Source organism: Rhodococcus sp. 3258, from assembly GCF_031456475.1.
GTDB lineage: Bacteria > Actinomycetota > Actinomycetes > Mycobacteriales > Mycobacteriaceae > Rhodococcoides > Rhodococcoides fascians.
The window spans coordinates 59,866-79,308 of sequence record NZ_JAVDUT010000002.1 but is presented as its reverse complement, the minus strand read 5'-3'; the positions used below and the strand labels follow the sequence as shown (position 1 = coordinate 79,308).

Genomic DNA, 19,443 nt, shown 5'->3' with positions numbered 1-19,443 from the left:
TGTCTCAATTCGGGCCGGTGGCTCGGCTAATTAGCCGTCCGGCACAAACGTACAAGCTGTGCCGCCACCGCGACAGGCCGTCGCGGTCGATATTCCCAGTCAGCGCGCGTTGTCGACGGTGTCGTCGATGATGTCGGCCAGTTCCTTCGCCATCGGTCCGCGCAACATGTTCGCGTGGTGGCCGGTGATATCGACGAATGTCAGCTCGCCGTGAGCGACTGCTCGCCACGACCGGAGGTCCTTGACGTTCTCGGTGGTGCGAACCACAGTCATCGACCCCGACCACGGAGTCGGCACATGCTTGTTCAACGCCACGTACCCGATGCTGGCGAACACCAACCATTCCATGGTCGTCGGATACCGCAGCAGCCCAGCGAATTGCATACGCAGCCACAGCGCGGCCGTACCGGCACGGCCCAGATGGAAGCCGGCGTCTTCTCTGGTCGGTGCGGGCGGCGCTGCCGGGACAGACGTACCCCCGGGAAGCCGGTCCAGGAGATGACGGAACAGCCGGGTGTCGAGAAGTAGCAGATGCGGGGTACCGACGCCGGAATCTCTGATCTTCTCTGCCATCGCGATGGCGATCCAGCCGCCGAGCGAATGGCCGACAAGATGGAACGGGCCGTCGGGGGCCACCGTGCGGATCGCGTCGACATACCGTGCCGCAGTGGCTCTGATGGTCCGGTCCGGTCGCCCGCGTTTGCCTCGGCCGTGTGCCTGCAGGGCATAGACGGGACGGTCGGCGTCGAGGTGCTTGACCAGATCGAGAAACGCCATCGCGCCCACGCCGGCACCACCGATCAGGAAGATCGGAGCTCCGGTACCCCCGGTGCGCAGCGGGACCAGAACGTCGTGGACACCTGACGAGCGCCGACGTGCGGCGGCGGTGTCGCGAAGCCGAGCGTCGACGGTGGTCGCCAGCGTTCGCACGGTGGTCGACGCGAACACGTCCTGCGGATCGAGTTCGATCTTCAGGTTCTCGCACAAGTGGGCGAGCATCGCCGTCATGGTCAGAGAGTTGCCACCGAGTTCGAGGAAATCCTCGTCCCGCCCGATGGCGTCCAGTCCGAGTGCAGTGCGAGCGGCCTCCGCGACGATGTATTCGGTGGGGCCGACCGCGGTGCGTTCGACGCGTCGGTCGGACGGCTCGGGCAGTGCTCGGCGGTCGATCTTGCCGCGTTCGTTGCGGGGCATGGCGTCGAGCGCAACGATGTGGGTGGGCACCATCCATTCCGGCAGGGTTCGGCGCAGTGCGGCCCTGATGTCGGCCTGGGTCGCCCGGACGGTGCGGTCGGAGCAGATGTAGGCGACGAGGTCGGTATCGGCGCCGGATCTCCGACCGATCACCACGGCATCGTCGATGTTCGGCAGCGCGCGCAGTGCCGCCTCCACCTCGGCCGGCTCGACGAGGTAGCCGCGTACCTTGACTGCGTCGTCGATGCGCCCGGCGAGCTGCAATGTTCCGTCCTGATCGAACCGGCCCAGGTCGCCGGTGCGATACCGGAACAGGCCGTCGCCGAGGGCAGCGAATTTCTCCGAGTCGACGCCGACATCCTCGAGATAGCCGTCGGCCAGGCACGCCGACGTGACCCGCACCTCGCCGATGACGTCGGGTTCGCACGCGGAGCCATCGGCAGCAACGACCTCGACGAGCTTTCCTGCGACGGGAGTGCCCGCGGGCAGAAAGCCGGACGGTAACGCACGGTCGAGGGGGTACTCGCTGAACGCGACGGCCCCGGCCTCGGTGGTCGCGTACCAATTGACGAGTGTGGCGCGGTTGTCGGAAGCCAGGCGGAAGCGGCGCGCGTCGTCGGCGTGCAGTGATTCCCCGTAGGTGGTGACGACGCGCAGCGTGGGTACGGTGACCTGGCCCGCGACGGCGCGCAGCAGCGACGACGAGCAGTGCAACGTGGTCAGCGAGTGCTCCGATACCCACTCTGCGATGCTGCCGACCGTGCCGGATCGAGGGTCACGGCAATGAACGGTGGCACCGCTGAGCAGCCCGGCGAACAGAGTGTTCAGGCCCGCGCCGAAACTGACGGGAAGGGCATCGCCGACGCGATCGTGGGTGCCCAACCCCAGCGCGGTCGACACCTCGTACGCCTTGGTCAGGCACATGCGATGACTGAGTACGACGCCTTTGGGCGTACCGGTGGACCCGGACGTGTAGTTGATCACCGCGGTGTGGCCGCCCGAGACCGTCGGCAGCGGAACGCAGGAATCGACCGCTGCGTCGACGGTCGCCGAATCGAGGATCGACGCCTTGGCCTGTTCGACGATGCGGTCGCGGCGCTCGTGGGGTAGTTGCGGATCCAGCGGAACCAATGGATGGCCTGCAGCGATGACGGCCAGCATCAGCACGATCGAGTCGACCGACGCATCCGCCTCGACGGCGAGGGGGCGATGATCGGACGGGCGCAGGGCAGCGATCTTGCGTGCCTGCGAGTACACGCGGTGCAGCAGCTCGTCGAAGGTCAGTGACGTCCCTGCCGCGTGCAACGCTGCAGCGTCCGGCATGGCGTGCGCTACCTCGCGGTAGCGCGCCATCAGCGTGTCGCGGCCGTCGGGACGACACAGCGGGGCGAGCGCGGATCGCGTCGGCACAGGTTCCGTCGACACAGATACCGTCGGCACAGATCGGGTCGACACGGATACCGTCGGCACAGATCGGGTCGACACGGATACCGTCGGCACAGATCGGGTCGGCGCGTACGCGTCCTGAATCGTCATGATTCTCCTTGCACGAGCCCGACCCGCGAGGTAAAGGTTCGTTTGCGGTACACAAACCTACTTGAAGACTGTTTTACCACCCCTAAAGTAGACGCGGGCCGTCTTTCCGCGCAAGCCGAAAACCGGACATTTCGTAACGAACGGGTGTCGTTACGAAATGCCCGGTGTCGGGGCGACCCTGATCAGAGGTCGGCTATCGCCTCCAGCGGTTTGGTGCGCGCGGCCCGAACGGCAGGCCACAGAGCAGCCAGCACTCCGACCACCGCGGACCCGAGAAGCATCGCGACGACCTGCCCCCAGGGCACCGTCATGGCACCCAGGCCCTCGTCGCGCAGGGTCTGGACGAAGCCCCACCCGAAGGCGATGCCGAGGGCGACGCCGACGATGGCACCGAACAGGGCGATGAGCAGCGACTCGAGGTAGATGATGCGCCGCACCTGCGGTCGCTGCATTCCTATCGCCCTGAGCATGCCGATCTCGCGTCGACGTTCGACGACCGACAGCGCGAGGGTGTTGACGATGCCCAGCACCGCGATGACCACGGCCAGGGCGAGCAGTCCGTACAGCACCGCGAGCAGTGTGTCGATCTGCTGGCCTTGGCTGCCCTTGAACTCTTCGACGTCCTGTACCTGCACCACCACGGACGGTTTGGTCGCAGCCTCGAGGTCGGTGCGCAGCGTACCGAGGTCGGTTCCGGGCGCGGCTTTGACGAGGACCAGCAGATCCGACCGCGTGATGGACGGCGTCACCTTCTCGTAGATGTCGCCCGAGACGATCCAACTGCCGATCAGTGGGTTGTCGGTGAACACACCGGTGACGGTGACGGGAACCGAAGCTCCGTCGACGGAGTCGAACACGACCTGGGTGCCGATGTCCCAGCCCTTGGTGGACGCTTCGGTCTCGGACACCGAGAAGCCGTTGCTCTCGAGGTCTGCGGTGCCCCGAACCATGGACAGGTCGAGCAGCCCTTCCGGGGAGCCGTCGATGGCAGCGCCGAATTCTTCTTCTCCGGCGATCGTGACGAACACCGGATGCAGCACAGCGGTTCGTTCCACCCCGTCGACCTGTTGTGCGGCCGCCGTGGCTCCGGCCGGGACACCGATCGACTGTGGACCGGACAGGATGTAGTCGGCTTCGACGCCGGTGTCGACGAGTGAATCGACACTCGCCTTCGCCGTCGACCCGAGTACCCCGATGACGGTGACGAGCATGAGGCCGAGCATCAACGCGAATGCGGTGGCTGCCGTGCGGCGCGGATTGCGCACCGAGTTGGTTCTGGCCAAGCGACCGATCGCACCGAACGGCCGGGTGAGGACGGCCCCGAGCGCTCCCACGACGGGCCGTGACAACGACGGTGCGGCCAGGGCCGTGGCCACGATCGCCGCCACCGCGCCGACGCCGACGGTTGCTGCGGCAGCGCCGCCGGTCGACTGAGCGCCGACGACTATCGCTGCCGCTCCGGCAATACCCAGTCCGACGCCGATGAACGTCCGGGTTCGCAGGGTGTCGCCGGCGGACGCGAACTCCTCGCGCATTGCGGCCACCGGTGGAATCTTGGCTGCTCGCCGCGCCGGTGCGTAGGCGCTGAGGACGGTGACGATGATGCCCACCGCGAAGGCGACGACGACGGTGCGTGGTTCGAGGGCGAGTGGGCCCGACGGCAACCCGAGGTCGAAGGCATTGAGCAGAGCGCGCAATCCGTACGCCAGTCCGACGCCGCCGGCGAACCCCAGCACACTTCCGATGACGCCGACGACGACCGCTTCGAGTACGACCGAGCGACTGACCTGCCCACGGCTGGCTCCGATGGCGCGAAGCAGCGCCAGTTCGCGTACCCGCTGAGCGACGATCATCGAGAACGTGTTGTAGATGATGAACGTGCCGACGAGCAGTGCAATAGCGCCGAACGCGAGGAGGAAGTACGTGATGAACGACAGTGCCGACTCGACCTCGGCCTTGGTTTCGGCCTGGACGTCGGCAGCGGTCTGCACTTTCAGATCCGGGAACGCGGCGGCGATCTCGTCCCTGAGGTCGCTCTGCGTCTTGCCCTGTGCGGCGAGATCGTTGCCCGCGACGTCGATGTACTGCACGTGCGCACCGTCGGTGAACAACTCGTTCGCCTGGCTCTGCACAAACTGAATCCCGATGAAACCACCGGATTCTGTTGCAGTGGAATAGATTCCGGAGATCGTGATGTCGGTGATCCCCTTGGACGGCACGAGTACCTGGGTCGCGTCGCCCACCGTCAGGCCCGCTCGATCGGCGCCACCTGCGTTGATCGCGACCTGGCCGGGCGCGGTGGGGGCCGAGCCGGAGACGAATGTCGCCGGATCGCCGAGCCGCTGCTCGTCCGGCAGGTAGGACTCGCCGATCGTCGGTGCTCCGCCGGATTGCACTGCGGCACCGTCTTTACCCAGCAGAACGAGTTGTCCTCCTACATACGGAGAGACAGCACGCACGCCGGGAAGCGCCGAGATGGCGGCGATGTCCTCGTTGGGTACTCCGCTCGATCGCGCATCCTCGGGGGCGACTCGAACGTCGGCTCCCTGTGCGGTGTCGGCGAACAGTGACGAGAACGTGCGCTGCAGCGTGTCGGTGAAGACGAACGAGCCTGCGACGAACGCGGTTCCGAGTACGACGGACAGAACTGTCAGTGCCAGCCGAACCTTGTGGGCGGCAAGGTTTCGCAGCGACACCTTACGCATGGGGTTGCCCGACGCGGCCCGCGTCGGGGCCTTGTCGGGATTCGACTTCTTGGCGACCGAGTGCGACATCAGTGGACCGTTTCCAGCTTCTTCATGCGCTCGAGGACGGCGTCGGCGGTGGGCGACGCCAGTTGATCGATGACAGCTCCGTCGGCCAGGAACACGACGCGGTCGGCGTAACTGGCCGCTCGTGGGTCGTGGGTGACGATGACGACGGTCTGATCGAATTCGTCTGCGGCCGTGCGCAGAATCGACAGCACCTCACCGGACGAACGAGAGTCCAGGTTGCCCGTTGGCTCGTCGCCGAACACGATGTCGGGTCGACCGGCCAGTGCACGAGCGCACGCCACGCGCTGTTGCTGCCCACCCGAGAGTTCGCTCGGGCGATGGCCCAGGCGGTCGCGCAGTCCCAGTCGGTCGACGACGGTATCGAGCCAGCCCTGATCCGGGGTGCGTCCGGCGATGTCGAGCGGCAGAGTGATGTTCTCGAGCGCGGTCAGGGTGGGCACCAAATTGAAGGCCTGGAACACGAAACCGATTCGGTCCCTTCGTAACCCGGTCATCTCCTTGTCGGACAGCGCCGTCAGCTCGGTGTCACCGATCGTGACCGTGCCCGAGGACGCGGTGTCCAACCCGGCCAGGCAATGCATCAGTGTGGATTTGCCCGAGCCGGACGGGCCCATGATGGCGGTGAATTCTCCGCGGGCGAACTCGACGTTCACCCCGGACAGTGCGTGCACCTGGGTGTCGCCAGAACCGTAGACCTTCGATACGTCGACCGCACGTGCGGCAATGTCGCTCATGGGTGCCAGTGTTTCAGTGTTCGGGCCCGGTCGCTATCAGGGGAGACCCTGAACTCGACCCCTATGATGGGCGTCATGCGCATCGGAGCACATGTCCGCGACAGCAGCGACCCTCTGGGCACGGCCGAGACGCTCGGCGTCGACCTGGTCCAGATGTTTCTGACGGATCCGCAGAAGTGGAACAAGCTCACCCCGCACCCCCAAGGTGAGGCTCTGTTGACCGGAGACGTCGATGTGGTGGTGCACTCGTCCTATGTTCTGAACGTGGCGAGCCTGAACAATCGCATCCGAATCCCGTCCCGCAAAGCGGTCGTCGAACAGGCCGCAGCAGCTGCCGAGATCGGTGCGATCGGTTTGGTGGTGCACGGCGGTCACGTCCGAGAGGGCGAGGACACCGCCAAGGGAATCGACAACTGGCGCAAGCTGTTCGAGCGTCAGGCCGAGCAGGGTGGTTTCGGCGTACCGATCTTCGTCGAGAACACTGCCGGCGGTGACTCGGCGATGGCGAGGCGCTTCGACGACATCGCGCGGTTGTGGGACGCCATCGGGGAGTTCGGTGCCGGTTTCTGTCTCGACACCTGCCATGCGTGGGCCGGCGGCGAAGACCTGATCGACGTGGTCGATCGCATCAAGGCGATCACCGGACGAATCGACCTGGTGCATCTGAACAATTCGCGCGACGAGTTCGACTCTGCCCGCGACCGGCACGCGAACCTGGGCACCGGAACGATCGACGCGGACATTCTGACGGCCGTCGCGCTCGCCGCCGATGCACCGGTGATCCTCGAAACCCCGGCAGAGGGAATCGACGACGACGTGAGGCTGCTGAAAAGCCTGTAGCGAATCCGGCGGTTACGAGGGCGCTGCCGTCAGCTCGGTGGTCGCTGCGGCCCACAGGCGGACCAGTTCGTCCATTCCCTCGATGCCGGTGGACCAGGTGATTCGGGCCGACACCAGCCCTGATTCCGTCTCGCCGATCGCGATGTCGATGGCGTACTCGTCATGGCCGGCGTCGGCTTCGGATATATCGTGGCGGAACAGAATCTGCGCTCCCGGGCGGCAGGCCAGCGCCGGGTAGTTCCGGGTCAGCGGGTAGTCGCGGCCACCGTGAGGTGCCGAGTCCAGCCGTCTGCAGACGTCGTCGACGAGGTACGAGGCGCGGGCGGATTCGGTGAGGGCGTCGACCGGAACGGCGGGGAGCCGGACGGGATGGACGAATCCGGTGTCGTCGACGTCGATATCGACCAGGACGCCCGACGACGAGCCGCGGCGGTTGTCTCGCTGCCACGTGGACACCGCAGATCCGAGCGCGGCGAGCAGCCGAGCGTCGAGCCGGTGCGTGTTCGTGGGAACGGACAGCGTGACCATGGTGCGCTCACGGAGTGGAGACGGCGTGACCTGCAGCGGACGTTCGGCCGGGGTCAGGACAGCGACCCAATAGGGAACCTGTTCGGCGACCTCGGTGCAGAAGGTACGTCCGAGCTGAGCTGGGCTGATCGTCTCGCGATGGGCGAGTTTCAGCGGTGCGAACACGGTCACGCCGAGGAACCCCACTTCCGGTGAAGATTGTCCTAGCCTTACCTAATTCCCTCAGGCTAGCTCGAGTCCGGCCGGTGTGCCAGGACGCCCCCGTCCGATCCCGATTCCACCGCCCGGCGCAGTGCGGGAACGCCTGGTGAGGTCGGTAGCGTTCCCGTCTCCAGGTCCTCGAGCAGGTCCTCGGACCAGCCGAGCAGACCCGTCACGTCGATCCGGTGTGGGGGCTCGACCTCGTAACCGATCAGGCGGTCGTGTCCTTGGCGAAGCAACGAAGCGGCACCTACGCGGTTTCCTCGCATCAGGTGCGTCAATCCGACGGCCAGTTGCGCGAGGCCCTGCCACAGCTCGCGTTCGTCCGGGACGCAGCTCTTCCACGTGCCCTCGAGTACCTCGTGGGCGTGAAACGGCATACGAGCGTCCAGGAATCGCTGCGCTTCGGTGAGGGCGGCGTCCGGTGGAAGACGGAGATCGTCGGGAACCCGGGGTGTTCCGGTGCCGCCGCGGGCCAGCGGGCGACCGAGGCCGTCGCGCGGCCGGGCGTTGAGGGGCTTGCCCTGCGGGTCGCGCTCGCGTTCGGCCATGGCGGTCACCCTAGTGGGGTGACCGCCATGGCCCACACGATGACGCGAGTGAGGTCATCGACGTGCGGACAGGACGGTCACCGACCCGAGTGCGATCAGCGCCGCCGCCGAAGTGGCGACCATCGTCGTCGAGACGGCGATCGCGTCGTTGCCCAGTGCACCGACGATCGGTGCGACGATCGCCCCGAGCCCGAACTGCGCGGCACCGAGTAGTGCAGCTGCGCCGCCTGCCGCTTCCCCGTGGCGGGACAGCGCCAGCGCGGGCGCGTTGGGCATGACGAACCCGACGGCCCCGAGTACGAACCACAGCGGGACGACGAACCCAGCCATTCCGCCGACCCCGGTGACCGCCAGGACGACCATGATCGCGCCGGCGACGACGCCGAAGGACAGCGCCGACAGGACGATCTGCACCGGTGCGAAGCGTCCCAACAGCAGGACGTTGAGCTGGGATGCACCGATCAGAGAGATCGCACCGGCCGCGAAGACGATCGCGAATTGTTGCTCGTCGAGGCCGAACTCCTCCTGCAGGACGAACGACGAACCGGCGACGTACGCGAAGAGTGCCGACATGGCCAGGGCAGCGACCATGACGAGGACGACGAACTGCGTGTCCCGCAGCAGCGATCGGTAGGTCCGCAGAACCGGCATGACGCCACTGGCCCGACGACGCTCGGGCGGCAGGGACTCGCGCAGCGACACGATTGCCAGCGTCATCAACGCCACGCCCATGATCGCCAACGCTGCGAACACGAGCCGCCAGGAACCGACGAGAAGTACCGCACCGCCGAGCGACGGTGCCAGCACGGGCGCGACGCCCATGACGAGCATCAGGCGAGACAGGACCGTCGCGGCGGCGCGCCCGCTGAACAGGTCTCGAACGATGGCCATGGCGACCACGGCAGCAGCAGCGGCGCCGAGACCCTGAATCACACGCAGGCCGCCGAGCACGGCGACGTTGGGAGCAACGATGCAGGCGAGCGACGCCAGAATGTGCACTCCGGTGCCCACGATGAGGGGCAGTCGTCGGCCCACGATGTCCGACAGCGGCCCGATGACCAGCTGGCCGAGCGCGAGGCCGACCAACGTACCCGCGAGCGTGAGCTGCACTGCAGACGACGGGGTGTTCAGATCCTCGGCGATGGCAGGAAGTGCCGGCAGGTACATGTCGATGGTCAGTGGACCGAGGGCGATGAGCGCGCCGAGTACGAGGATCACCCGGAGGCGCTCGCGTGACGTCGGCTCGGTTGTAGGAGCCGACGTGCTGCTCTCGCGCGTGTCGGTCACCTGCGCGCTGGTTACGGATGTGTTCGATGCTGGGGCCACCCGAAGGTCAGCAGCGCAGGAGCTGATTCTGTTCCCGTTGCTGACTACAACTTTCGTGTTCTATGCCACCGCGTCGGACAGTCCGGTGAGTGTGTCCACCTCGTGGCTGGTCAGACGCAGTGTCGGCGCGTCGAGCAGAGCCGGTACCTGAGCGAGCGAGCTCGCGCTCGCGATCGGTGCGGTGATGCCCGGTCGAGCGAGCAACCAGGCGAGAGCCACACTCGACAACTCGGCCGAGCGGGAGTCGGCGATCTCCTGCAGGCCCTGCACCACAGCCAGGCCTGCGTCGGAGAAATAGCCCGTCGTCAGTCGCTCGCGCTGGGTACCGGCCAGATCCTCCCGGGTGCGGTACTTACCCGTCAGGAAGCCGGCGGCGAGGGAGAAGTACGGAAACACCCCGAGGCCGTTGTCGACGGCGAGGGCTTGCAGTTCACCCTCGTAGTCGCGACGGGCAACGAGGTTGTAGTGCGGTTGCAGTGCGATCGGTGCCGCGAAACCGTTGTCTTTCGCCAGGCCCAGCCACTCGCGGACCCGCGCGGGGGAGTAGTTCGAGATGGCGACGTGCCGAACTTTGCCTGCCCGGACCAAGTCGTCGAACGCGGCCAGGGACTCGACCAACGGCGTCTTGTCGTCGTCGTAGTGCGCGTAGTAGACGTCGATGTGATCGGTCTGCAGCCTGGCCAGGGAGGCGTCGGCTGCGGCCCGAATGTTGTCGGGTGCCAGACCTCGGAACTCGGGATGCTGGCTCACCTTGGTCGCGAGAACGACGTCGTCGCGGTTGCCGCGGGCCGTCATCCACTTGCCGATGATCGTTTCGGATTCGCCGCCGGAGTTGCCGTCGGCGAAGGCAGAGTACGAATCGGCCGTGTCGACGAAATTGCCCCCTCCTGCGGTGAACGCGTCCAGGATGTCGAAGGACGTGTCCTCGTCGCTGGTCCAGCCGAAGGTGTTCCCGCCGAGGGCAAGCGGAAAGATGTCCAGATCGGACGTGCCGATAGCAACCACGAACTACTCCTTAGGTCGGCGAACAACTCGACTGTACGAGTAGGCCGGGATCAGTGCCAGGTGTGGTCCACCAGCGCGGTCCGTGGCCCGAATTTCGGCTTGGTCGCCTTGCCGCTGAGATACAGGAGCCGAATCGCGCGATGACGATGCGGTGCCAAGGGCTGCAGATACTCGACCATCTCCGCGTCGTCGATCGGTCTACCCAACAGCGACCACCCCACCACCGCGGCCAGGTGGTAATCGCCCACCGACAGCGCGTCGGGATCCCCCAGGGCGCGCTGAGCGGTCTCGGCCGCGGTCCAGATGCCGACGCCCGGGATCGCGCGCAGCCTGCGTTGCGCATCCTCGGGCGTCATGTTCGACGCCTCCTCCAGACGTCCGGCTGCGCGCGCGGCACGGACGATGGTCTTCGACCGGGCCGGGTCGACGTTGGCGCGGTGGTAGTCCCACGACGGGATGCGTCGCCACACGTCGGCCGTGGGAAACACGAACATCGTCTTCGGGGTCGGGCCCGGTGCGGGGTCGCCGAACTTGCTCACCAGGTACCGCCACGAGCCGAACGCCGAAATGCCGTGTACGCGTTGCTCGATGATCGCCGGTATCAGCGCCTCGAGCACCAGACCGGTCCGGCCGAGGCGTAGGTGCGGAAGTTGTCTGTGTGCCTCGCGCAGAATCGGATGGTCGGGAGCGAAGCTCGAGGGGTCGTCGTCCCGGCCGAGGAGAGCCGGGACAGCGTCGAGCAGTTCGTCGGCACCGGGCCCCCAGGCGCGCACCATGACGCTGCTCGGTGAGGCCTGCACCAATCGGTACGTGACCGGGCCGGAAATCATGCGCGACGTCCGCCACACGGCACCGTCCGGCGTGGACTCGTAGGTGGGATCGCCGCGGCCCCGACGCAGCGGTGACAGGGACATTCGGATGTCGACGCGCTGCTCGAAGTCGACGAGGCGGGTGACGCCGTGATCGGTAGGGCCGGAGGAGGCGTTCTCGGTCATCGCTCGGGTCACCTCCGTCGCAGTCGTGGTCGGCCGGTTCAGTGTGTCCCTGCCAGGGCCATATTCAACACCCTTGCGCAGACACGGGTGAAAATATATTGGACGAATGCCCACATCACCGGATCGCGACGCAGTGCTGCGTGAGGGCCGCTCATGTTTGTCCGCTTCGCCGGAGAACCGGCGGATCCTGGTGATCTCGGGTGCACGAGGCATCGGCAAGTCCACGGTTGCCAACACCATCGCGGGCGAGGCAACAGCGCTGGGTTTCCGCGTGGTGGATCTGCCGTGCCTCGCGGGGCTGCTCGATGAGGGGCTGCTGGGTGATCTGGTGGCGGACGACGCGACGCCGACGCTGCTGGTGATCGACGACCTGCATCTGTTGCCCGCGGGCTCGCGCGACCGACTCGCTCGTGCGGTGAAGGCGGCGGTACGTACCCCGCATGTCCGGTGTATCGCCACGACCGTCGACACCGTCCCGCCGCCGTTGTGGCGGGAGTTCGCCTTCCATCGTGTGCGACCCCTGCCCGACGACGCGGTGCGCGATCTGTTGAACGGCACGGAAACGGCAGTGGCGCAACGACAATCGATAATCGAGTTGTCGCAAGGGAACCCCCTCGTCGCGACCGAACTCGCTCGCGCTGCGCCGATCTGGCACCGGGATCCATCCGTCGGCGGTGCGATGCTCGACCGCGCCCACCTCACCGATACTCTCGCCGACATCGGCGCGTTCGAGGTCGCCGGGCTCGACGAGGAGTCCAGGCGTCAAATTCTCGGCGATGCGTTGCGACACATCGTCTCTCGCGAGCACGGTGGCGACTCCGTGGCCGCCCACCCACATGGCGACACTGTCGCACAACTGTGGATTCTTGCCTCCTCGACCGCCGAGGAGCGCATCTCCGTTCACCTCGAATCGGCTGTCGACACACGGCTGACGCCCGACGAGCGTCTGGTGCATCGAGCACTCGCAGCCCGAGCGCCCGACGCGCGCCTCGTCGCTGCGCTCGACGAGCGGGCGCACGACCTGGCGTCGCAGCATCGCTACCGCCGGGCGGTGGCGTTGCTCTGCCGTGCAGTAGCGCTCGAATCCGATCGTGGACGCGCCCAGGCCCTCGAGGTGCGGGCGGCGTCCATGGCGGCATTCGCCGGCTTCGTCGATCTCGCGGTAGCGATCTTGGACCGTATGCGGTCGGGACATCCCGATGCGGCCCTGTCCGAGACCGTTCCGGCCCGGGCCTTTGCCGCCGTGGCCCGGGGAGGCGACCCCCGTGCTGCGTTCGGCGTCGTCGTGCAGGCTCTCGATCGATTGCCGAATGCGGTCGCCCCGGACGTCGTCGACCAGTTGATCGGTTCGGCTCTGGCGTACAGCGCACTGAGCGGTGACAGCGAACTCGTTGCCCAGGGCCTGCAATGGGCGGTCAAATACGAACAGCATCTCGATCCGGTCAACGTGCTCGTCGCGCGGTCTCTCGGCGTCTCGGGTTCGAGAGTGCACGTGAGGGCATTCGACAGCCCGGCGCTGCTGGACGCGGTACGAGCCTCGCTGCGCACCGGAGACCCGTGGAAACCGGTACTGCTGCAGCTGGCGTTGCCCACCCTGGTGTGGGATCCGAACGACAGTTGTCGGCTGTCGGACGTGCTGGACCCTGTCGCTGCTGGGTTTCCGGCCGCCGAGTCTCTGACTCGGCTGCGGCACCTCGCCGCACTCGCCGCTCGAGGACAGTTTTCTGCGTTCGCCGAGGCCGTCTCCTCGGGACTGCCGGATGGCCTCTTCGACGCGCAGGAGGGCCTGCTGAAATCCTCGGTGGCAGCTGTCGCTGGTGGCGAGAAGAGCTGTACTGCAGCCGAATCGGTGGCACTGGGCCGCTTCGACGTCGCCTACGAGCGGATGCGCCGCCGCGATCTCTCGGCGGAGCACTGTTCGATCACTCCGTACGGACCACTCGAAATACTGGACTACGTCGAATCCTGTGTACGGCTGCGGCGGTCGGACGAGGCGCGCACGTATCTCGACCGACTGCGCCGAACCCGGCCCGATTTCTGGGGAGCCCGCCACAGTGCGCTGCTGACTGCAGCCGAAGCGATGCTGGCAGAGGCCGGAGCCGGTGCGCTCTTCGAGGCGAGTCTGCATGAACTACGCACCGCTGGATGGTGTTTCGATGCGCCGCGGGTTGCGCTGGTCTACGGCGAGTGGCTGCGCCGCCACCACCGGGTGATCGAAAGCCGCGGTCGGTTGAGGTACGCCGCGGATCTGTTCGCAGAACTGGGTGCACGCACGTGGCTGCGCCGAGCCGAGGACGAACTACGGGCTGCAGGAGCCGGCCCGCACCCGCGTGAGGGCGATGCGGGCTCGGGGTTGACCGGGCAGGAACTGCGCATCGCGTCGCTTGCTGCCGCCGGTCTGACCAACAAGGAGATCGGCGAACAGCTGTATCTCTCGGCTCGAACTGTCGGCGGTCATCTGTACCGAGTGTTTCCCAAATTGCAGATCACCACGCGGTCCGCGCTGCGGGACGCACTCCTTCGTTACGAGGGCGGCGGACGGTGAGTGAGCACGTACTCGCCGGCTCTGGTTCGATCTCCTTGTCGACGGCACAGGACGGACGGCCCTTGCAGAACAGGAGATCAGCGTGACCCGATCGGACGAAAAGTCGTCGCCCCGCATGTCGTCGCCCCGCATGTCGGTGTCGAGTGCGACGGCATTCGTCGGAGTTGCGTTCGCGTTCGTGGTGGCGATGATGGGCACCACCATGCCGACGCCGCTCTATGCGCTCTACGAGGTCGAGTTCCACTTCTCCGTCTTCGTCGTCACCCTCGTGTTCGCGGCGTATGCCGTCGGTGTGCTCGCAGCTCTGTTGGCGTTCGGCCGCTGGTCCGACTCGTTGGGACGACGCCCGATGCTGTTGGCGGCCATAGCATTCGGATTGATCAGCGCCGTGGTGTTCGTCACCGCCGGCTCGCTGACGGCCCTGGTGATCGGCCGCGTGTTGTCGGGAATCTCGGCCGGCATCTTCGTCGGTACCGCGACGGTGACGTTGATCGAGTTGGTACCCGAACGATGGCGTGACCGTGCATCCGCGATCGCTACCGCAGCGAACATCGGGGGCCTCGGCCTCGGACCGTTGGTGGCCGGAGTGCTCGCGGAGTACCTACCGCAACCGTTGCGTCTGACGTTCGTCGTCGACATGGCTCTGCTGGCTGCGGCAGCAGTGGCGGTGTTCCTCGCACCCGAGACGGTGCGGGTGGACGGCGGAGCACGCCCGCACATGCAGCGGCTGTCCGTTCCACCGGAGGTGCGCGGCACCTTCGTGCGCGCCTCGATCGGAGGATTCGCGGGGTTCGCCGTACTTGGCCTGTTCACTGCCGTCTCGCCGGGATTCATCGGCAGTGTGTTGGGAGTCGACAATCACGCCGTCACCGGGGTGGTGGTGTTCACGGTCTTCGCTGCGTCGGCGGCAGCCCAGATTGCTTTGCGCGCAGCCGATCCCGCGTCGGCGCAGCGCTGGGGATGCGCGCTGCTGCTGCTCGGTCTGGTGTTCCTGGCCGCGTCGCTGCTGCTTACCTCGTTGGCCGTTCTGGTGGTAGCGGCGCTGCTCTGCGGCGTCGGTCAGGGCATGACATTCGCCAACGGCATGTCCACGATCGGTGCCGAGCTACCTCCGCACCGTCGGGCAGAGGTCACCTCGACCTTCTTCGTCGTGTTGTACATCGCCATCTCGGTACCGGTGATCGGGGCCGGAGCCGTGGCGACCGGATGGGGCCTGGTGACGGCAGGAGTGGTGTTCGCCGTCGTGATTGCGGTGCTCGCGGCGGTGGCGTTCGTGCTGTTGACCATCGATCTGCGCAAGTCTCGGGCTGTCGTGTCCTGAAACGGTCGACAGTGGGCCGGATTCGTACTCGATTCGGGACGGCGGGTAGGAGATGATGGTTGTCGACAGGAGGTCCTGACGATGGCCGAACGCTCGTTGCTTGCGGACTTCCTTCGGGTGCGCCGGGAATCGCTGCAACCCGAGCAGGTGGGTCTGGTGCGCGACGGCAATCGCCGAGTGCGCGGCCTGCGACGAGAAGAGATCGCCCGGCTCGCCGATATCAGCGCCGACTACTACCTGAGGCTCGAGCAGGGGCGCAATCATCAACCCTCCGAGCAGGTTCTGGCTGCGCTGAGTCGGGCTCTGCGTTTGGACGAGGACGAGCGGGCGTACTTCCACCGGGTGGCGCGCGCGCAGTCCGGCCCGGCCGTGGTCGAGGCGCTTCCGCCGCGGGTGACCGAGGCGTCGGCCCGGGTGTTGGAGCAGTGGGTCCACACGCCGGCGTACATCACCGACCGCCATCACGATCTGCTTGCGCTCAACGGTCCGGCTGCGCTGATGACGCCGGGCCTGAAAGTGGGTACCAACCTGATGCTCGATGTGTTCGCGCACGAGCACAGTGCCGCCTCGCCGGAGGACTGGGCCGTCACGGCGCAGCGAATGGTGTCGGCGCTGCGATTCCACGCGGCACCGGGTCACCCGCGACTGACGGAATTGGTGGGCCGATTGTCGGTGGAGAGCCGCGCTTTTCGCAGGATGTGGGCCAAACACGACGTACGGCCGTTGTCGTCGAGCATCTCCGTCGTCCCGGTGGAGCCGTTCGGTCTGGTCGAATTCCGTTCGCAGACTTTGGAGATCGTCGGCGAGGGTGGGCAGTTCATCACCACCTACTTCGCTGATCCCGGTAGTCGGTCGGCATCGGCGATCCGGCATCTGGTTGCCGGAGTCCCCGGCCGCGACACTCAGTTCGTTGTTCCTCGGTCCGATTCGGACGATCGGACCGCGTCGGCCAGTTGACTTAGAGCTGCCCTCGACTGTGCTGTTCGGGGCCGCAGCACCATCAGTACGTGGTCCTCGGCGGCAGGCATGAACAGGTAGTCGAGCATCAACGGACCGACGACGGCATGTTCGATCGTCACGGTTCCGGTTCTTCTCGCGCTGGTCTCACCGGCCCACTTCTGCGCGAATGCCGAACTACGGGTGGATAGTTCGCCGACGATGCGGCGAAAGGAGTCGTCGGGCTCGTGCCGATCCAACGACTCACGAAGCATGGCGACCACCTGATCCGCCGACGATTCCCACCCAGTAGGCGGGTCGTCGGCGGGATCGTCTCGATCGCTGCAGAGCGAACCGGCGTCGACGAATGTGAACACGGCCAGATTGACCCCCTCGGCGAAGCTCGGCGACACCGCGCGAGCGAGCATCGTGGACGATTCGACGGTCAGATGCCGATCCAGCAGTACTGCAGGCGAATACGCCCAGGACTCGAGCGCCTCCACGTTGTGCATGGTTCGACCATAGATCCAGGCGGCTGCCGGTCCGGTAACCCTGCCAGGGACACCTTCGACCGGCGGTGTTCGATCCTCCCGAGGTGAACGAAAGCGTTGGGGCCGAGTATCACTGGGCTGGATCGGTCGTGCGGAACTTTCTCTGGTAATCCGACGGTGTAACACCGAACTTGGTGACGAACGCACGCCGAAAAGCAGCGGGCGTGCCGAATCCTGCGTCGGCAGCGGCCCGGGCCACCGAGTAGTCGGACTCGAGTGCGGCTACCGCGATATCGAGACGCATCGCGGTCACGTAGTCGAGAGGCGTCGTGCCCAGTTCCTCGCGCACGATGCGATTGAGATGCCGCACACTGACATTGGCGTGTGCCGCGAGAGCGCTCAGGTTCGCGGGTCGTGTCGGGTCGGCATGAATGTAGTCGGTGATAGCGCGAGAGACCTGGGTCCGCGGCGGTGGACCCTTCAGCGACACCGAATACTGCGACTGGCCGCCGGAGCGCTGCATGTACACCAGCAGTAGTTGCGCGACCGTTCTGGCTATCGGGGCACCGTGATCACTTTCGACCAACGCCAACGCCAGATCGATTCCGGCAGCGACCCCGGCCGAGGTGTAGATGTCGCCGTCGCGAACGAAGATCGAATCCGGTTGGACACGCGTGTCGGGAAAGCGTTCCGCCAGAGTCGACGTGAACTTCCAGTGAGTGGTCGCACTCCGGCCGTCGAGCAGACCGGATCCCGCCAGCGCGAACGCCCCACTGCAGATCGACGCCACCCGCCGCGCTCGGGGCGCGAGCAGCGCCACCGCGTCGAGCAACGCCGGGTCCTCGAAGACGGCCGGAGCCGATTCGCTACCGGGAACGATGAGGGTGTCGAAGTCGCCGCTGTCGGCGACGGCGGCGTTCACCGACACCGTCATTCCCATCGAGGTCACCACGTCACCGCCGTCGATCGAGAGGAAGACGATGTCGTAGCCGTCGACTCGCTGGTTCGCTTCGAGGAAGACCTCGGCCGGGCCGACGAAGTCGAGCATCTTGACCTGGTCGAAGAGCAGAATGCCGATGCGCCGACGCTGGGTCGGACCACGCCGAGACGGGTCGTCGTTCACCCGAGTGGTCGAACGCGTCACGATGCTCGGATTCCGGCCTTCATGCCCACGGCACCCGCTTCACCGCGGGTCTTGACCTCGAGTTTCTTCAGGATGCTTGCGACGTGGAACTTCACCGTGCTCTCGCCGATGTTGAGGCTCGCGGCAATGTCCTTGTTGCGCTTGCCGTATGCGAGGTAGCCGAGAACTTCTCTCTCGCGACGGTTGAGGCCGGCGAGAAGTTGTTCGTCGGCTCGTGCGGGAGGCGGGTCGAGAGGAATCGCGATGCTCACGCGTGATCCCCACCCAGCGGTGGATTCGAATGAGATCGATCCCCGGAGGGTGTGCACGCGTCCGGAGAGCTGTTGGGTCAGAGTCTCGGTGTCGCAGGCGTGCAGGCCGTCGTTGCGGACTTCGAGCAGCAGGTTGGTTCCGTCGCAATCCCACGCGATGCGAACCCGTCGAACATCCGGCTGAGCCACGTAGGCGAGTACGACGGTCCGAACCACGGCTCGCGCCGCGCGTGCGATCTCGCCGGGGACCGGTCTTCCGTCGACTGGGGGAGCGACATATTCGACGTCGATCGAGTACTGGTCCAATACTGTGGCGAGCTCCCCCTGCAGCCTGGCGAAGGCGGTGGTCACTGCTTCCTGCCCCAGCTCACGGTTGGCTTCTTCGATGGAGCGAAGCTCGATCAGTGCCGCCGACGCGGTATCGCTGGCGGTTGCGCGTGCTCGCGCGTCATCGAGGTCCTTCGAGCGCAGCGTGGACAGCACGGACGTGAGGGTATCGACGTGGGCGTCGACCATCTCGGAGATCACCCGGGCACGCTCGCTCGAGGCCGCCAGGGATTCGGCGAGATACGCAGGACTCGCCTGGACCACCTGATGGCGTATGGAGGTGGCTACGATTCCGAACGCAACGCCGACGTAGGAATCCGGATCGAACTGCGGCGCAGTCGATTTGGGCACCAGAACCAGCAGGGTGTCGGTGGTGTCGTCGAGTTGCGTCGCGAGACGTCGCTGTGCACCGGCCAGGCGCCCCGGGCCGTCCAGAGCCCGGCGCCCACTCTGCTGCACCGACTGCTTGAGGTCGTCGAGCTCCTTGATCGTCACGCGGCTCGTCATCGACTCGTCGCCACTGACTTTTCTCGGACGGCCGGTGCATTCCCTGGTGAAAATGATCATCGCCGAGTGCGGATACCGCTGCGACGACCACCACGAAAAACGAGCAGCTATCTCGACCAGCGGACCGGTCAGGACCTCCCGAAGCGCGGCGAGCGAGTCGGTCGGTTCGGACCTGGCGGGGGTCGACGGGGCAGGGCTGCTCACGTGCGCATCCTAGTACTCGGAGCGGCGTCGTGT

At 66.3% G+C, this 19,443-nt stretch carries 15 protein-coding genes; 4 read left to right on the top strand and 11 right to left on the bottom strand.

All coding sequences use genetic code 11. The features are described from left to right. Positions 1–99 precede the first annotated feature (99 nt). The 3 genes from J2X62_RS07730 to J2X62_RS07720 form a co-directional block, all read right to left on the bottom strand. Positions 100–2,730, bottom strand: a complete 2,631-nt coding sequence (locus J2X62_RS07730) for an alpha/beta fold hydrolase (RefSeq protein WP_310179510.1) — start codon at positions 2,728–2,730, stop codon at positions 100–102. A 182-nt stretch (positions 2,731–2,912) separates the two neighbouring features. Continuing rightward, a complete protein-coding gene (locus J2X62_RS07725; protein WP_063216856.1) occupies positions 2,913–5,435 on the bottom strand; it encodes an ABC transporter permease in 2,523 nt (840 codons plus the stop codon). A 68-nt stretch (positions 5,436–5,503) separates the two neighbouring features. Further along, positions 5,504–6,238 (bottom strand): ABC transporter ATP-binding protein, encoded by a 735-nt coding sequence (locus J2X62_RS07720; RefSeq protein WP_032367760.1) that lies wholly within the window; start codon positions 6,236–6,238, stop codon positions 5,504–5,506. A gap of 75 nt (positions 6,239–6,313) precedes the next feature. Here J2X62_RS07720 and J2X62_RS07715 point away from each other — a divergent pair, with 75 nt between their 5' ends. Continuing rightward, the gene (locus tag J2X62_RS07715; RefSeq protein WP_027495204.1) at positions 6,314–7,078 is read left to right on the top strand and encodes a deoxyribonuclease IV; all 765 of its coding nucleotides are present in this window, start codon (positions 6,314–6,316) and stop codon (positions 7,076–7,078) included. 12 nt (positions 7,079–7,090) lie between these two features. On the opposite strand, the gene J2X62_RS07710 is transcribed toward J2X62_RS07715, so the two are convergent. The 5 genes from J2X62_RS07710 to J2X62_RS07690 form a co-directional block, all read right to left on the bottom strand. Next, positions 7,091–7,777, bottom strand: coding sequence for a hypothetical protein (locus J2X62_RS07710; RefSeq protein ID WP_155290238.1), 687 nt, complete (start codon positions 7,775–7,777; stop codon positions 7,091–7,093). Between the two features lie 56 nt (positions 7,778–7,833). Beyond that, positions 7,834–8,358 carry a DUF309 domain-containing protein gene (locus tag J2X62_RS07705; protein WP_045841731.1) on the bottom strand — a complete coding sequence of 175 codons (525 nt, stop codon included), beginning with the start codon at positions 8,356–8,358 and terminating at the stop codon, positions 7,834–7,836. Positions 8,359–8,412: 54 nt separating this feature from the next. Continuing rightward, positions 8,413–9,645: a multidrug effflux MFS transporter gene (locus tag J2X62_RS07700; protein WP_371832522.1), complete on the bottom strand. Its 1,233-nt coding sequence runs from the start codon at positions 9,643–9,645 to the stop codon at positions 8,413–8,415. Between the two features lie 99 nt (positions 9,646–9,744). Beyond that, a complete protein-coding gene (locus J2X62_RS07695; protein WP_094651276.1) occupies positions 9,745–10,689 on the bottom strand; it encodes an aldo/keto reductase in 945 nt (314 codons plus the stop codon). 50 nt (positions 10,690–10,739) lie between these two features. Continuing rightward, entirely contained in the window at positions 10,740–11,684 is a 945-nt protein-coding gene (locus J2X62_RS07690; RefSeq protein WP_032407857.1) for a DNA-3-methyladenine glycosylase, read from the bottom strand. Positions 11,685–11,790: 106 nt separating this feature from the next. Between J2X62_RS07690 and J2X62_RS07685 the strand changes: the two genes are divergently transcribed. The 3 genes from J2X62_RS07685 to J2X62_RS07675 all read left to right on the top strand — a co-directional run bounded on the left by J2X62_RS07685 (position 11,791) and on the right by J2X62_RS07675 (position 16,507). Beyond that, complete coding sequence (locus J2X62_RS07685) at positions 11,791–14,229, top strand: LuxR C-terminal-related transcriptional regulator (RefSeq protein WP_310179496.1); 2,439 nt, start codon at positions 11,791–11,793, stop codon at positions 14,227–14,229. 76 nt (positions 14,230–14,305) lie between these two features. Further along, on the top strand, positions 14,306–15,550 hold the full coding sequence (locus J2X62_RS07680; protein WP_371832720.1) for an MFS transporter: 1,245 nt from the start codon (positions 14,306–14,308) through the stop codon (positions 15,548–15,550). 81 nt (positions 15,551–15,631) lie between these two features. Next, positions 15,632–16,507, top strand: a complete 876-nt coding sequence (locus tag J2X62_RS07675; protein ID WP_045841619.1) for a helix-turn-helix transcriptional regulator — start codon at positions 15,632–15,634, stop codon at positions 16,505–16,507. Here the strand turns inward: J2X62_RS07675 and J2X62_RS07670 are convergent. From J2X62_RS07670 to J2X62_RS07660, 3 genes are all read right to left on the bottom strand, one after another. After that, complete coding sequence (locus J2X62_RS07670; protein ID WP_310179494.1) at positions 16,453–16,998, bottom strand: hypothetical protein; 546 nt, start codon at positions 16,996–16,998, stop codon at positions 16,453–16,455. The genes J2X62_RS07675 and J2X62_RS07670 overlap by 55 nt on opposite strands. Before the next feature lie 109 nt (positions 16,999–17,107). Next, positions 17,108–18,121, bottom strand: coding sequence for a DJ-1/PfpI family protein (locus tag J2X62_RS07665; protein ID WP_310179492.1), 1,014 nt, complete (start codon positions 18,119–18,121; stop codon positions 17,108–17,110). Then, positions 18,118–19,410, bottom strand: coding sequence for a LuxR C-terminal-related transcriptional regulator (locus J2X62_RS07660; RefSeq protein ID WP_310179491.1), 1,293 nt, complete (start codon positions 19,408–19,410; stop codon positions 18,118–18,120). The genes J2X62_RS07665 and J2X62_RS07660 overlap by 4 nt, the downstream gene beginning before the upstream one ends. Between the last annotated feature and the right edge of the window lie 33 nt (positions 19,411–19,443).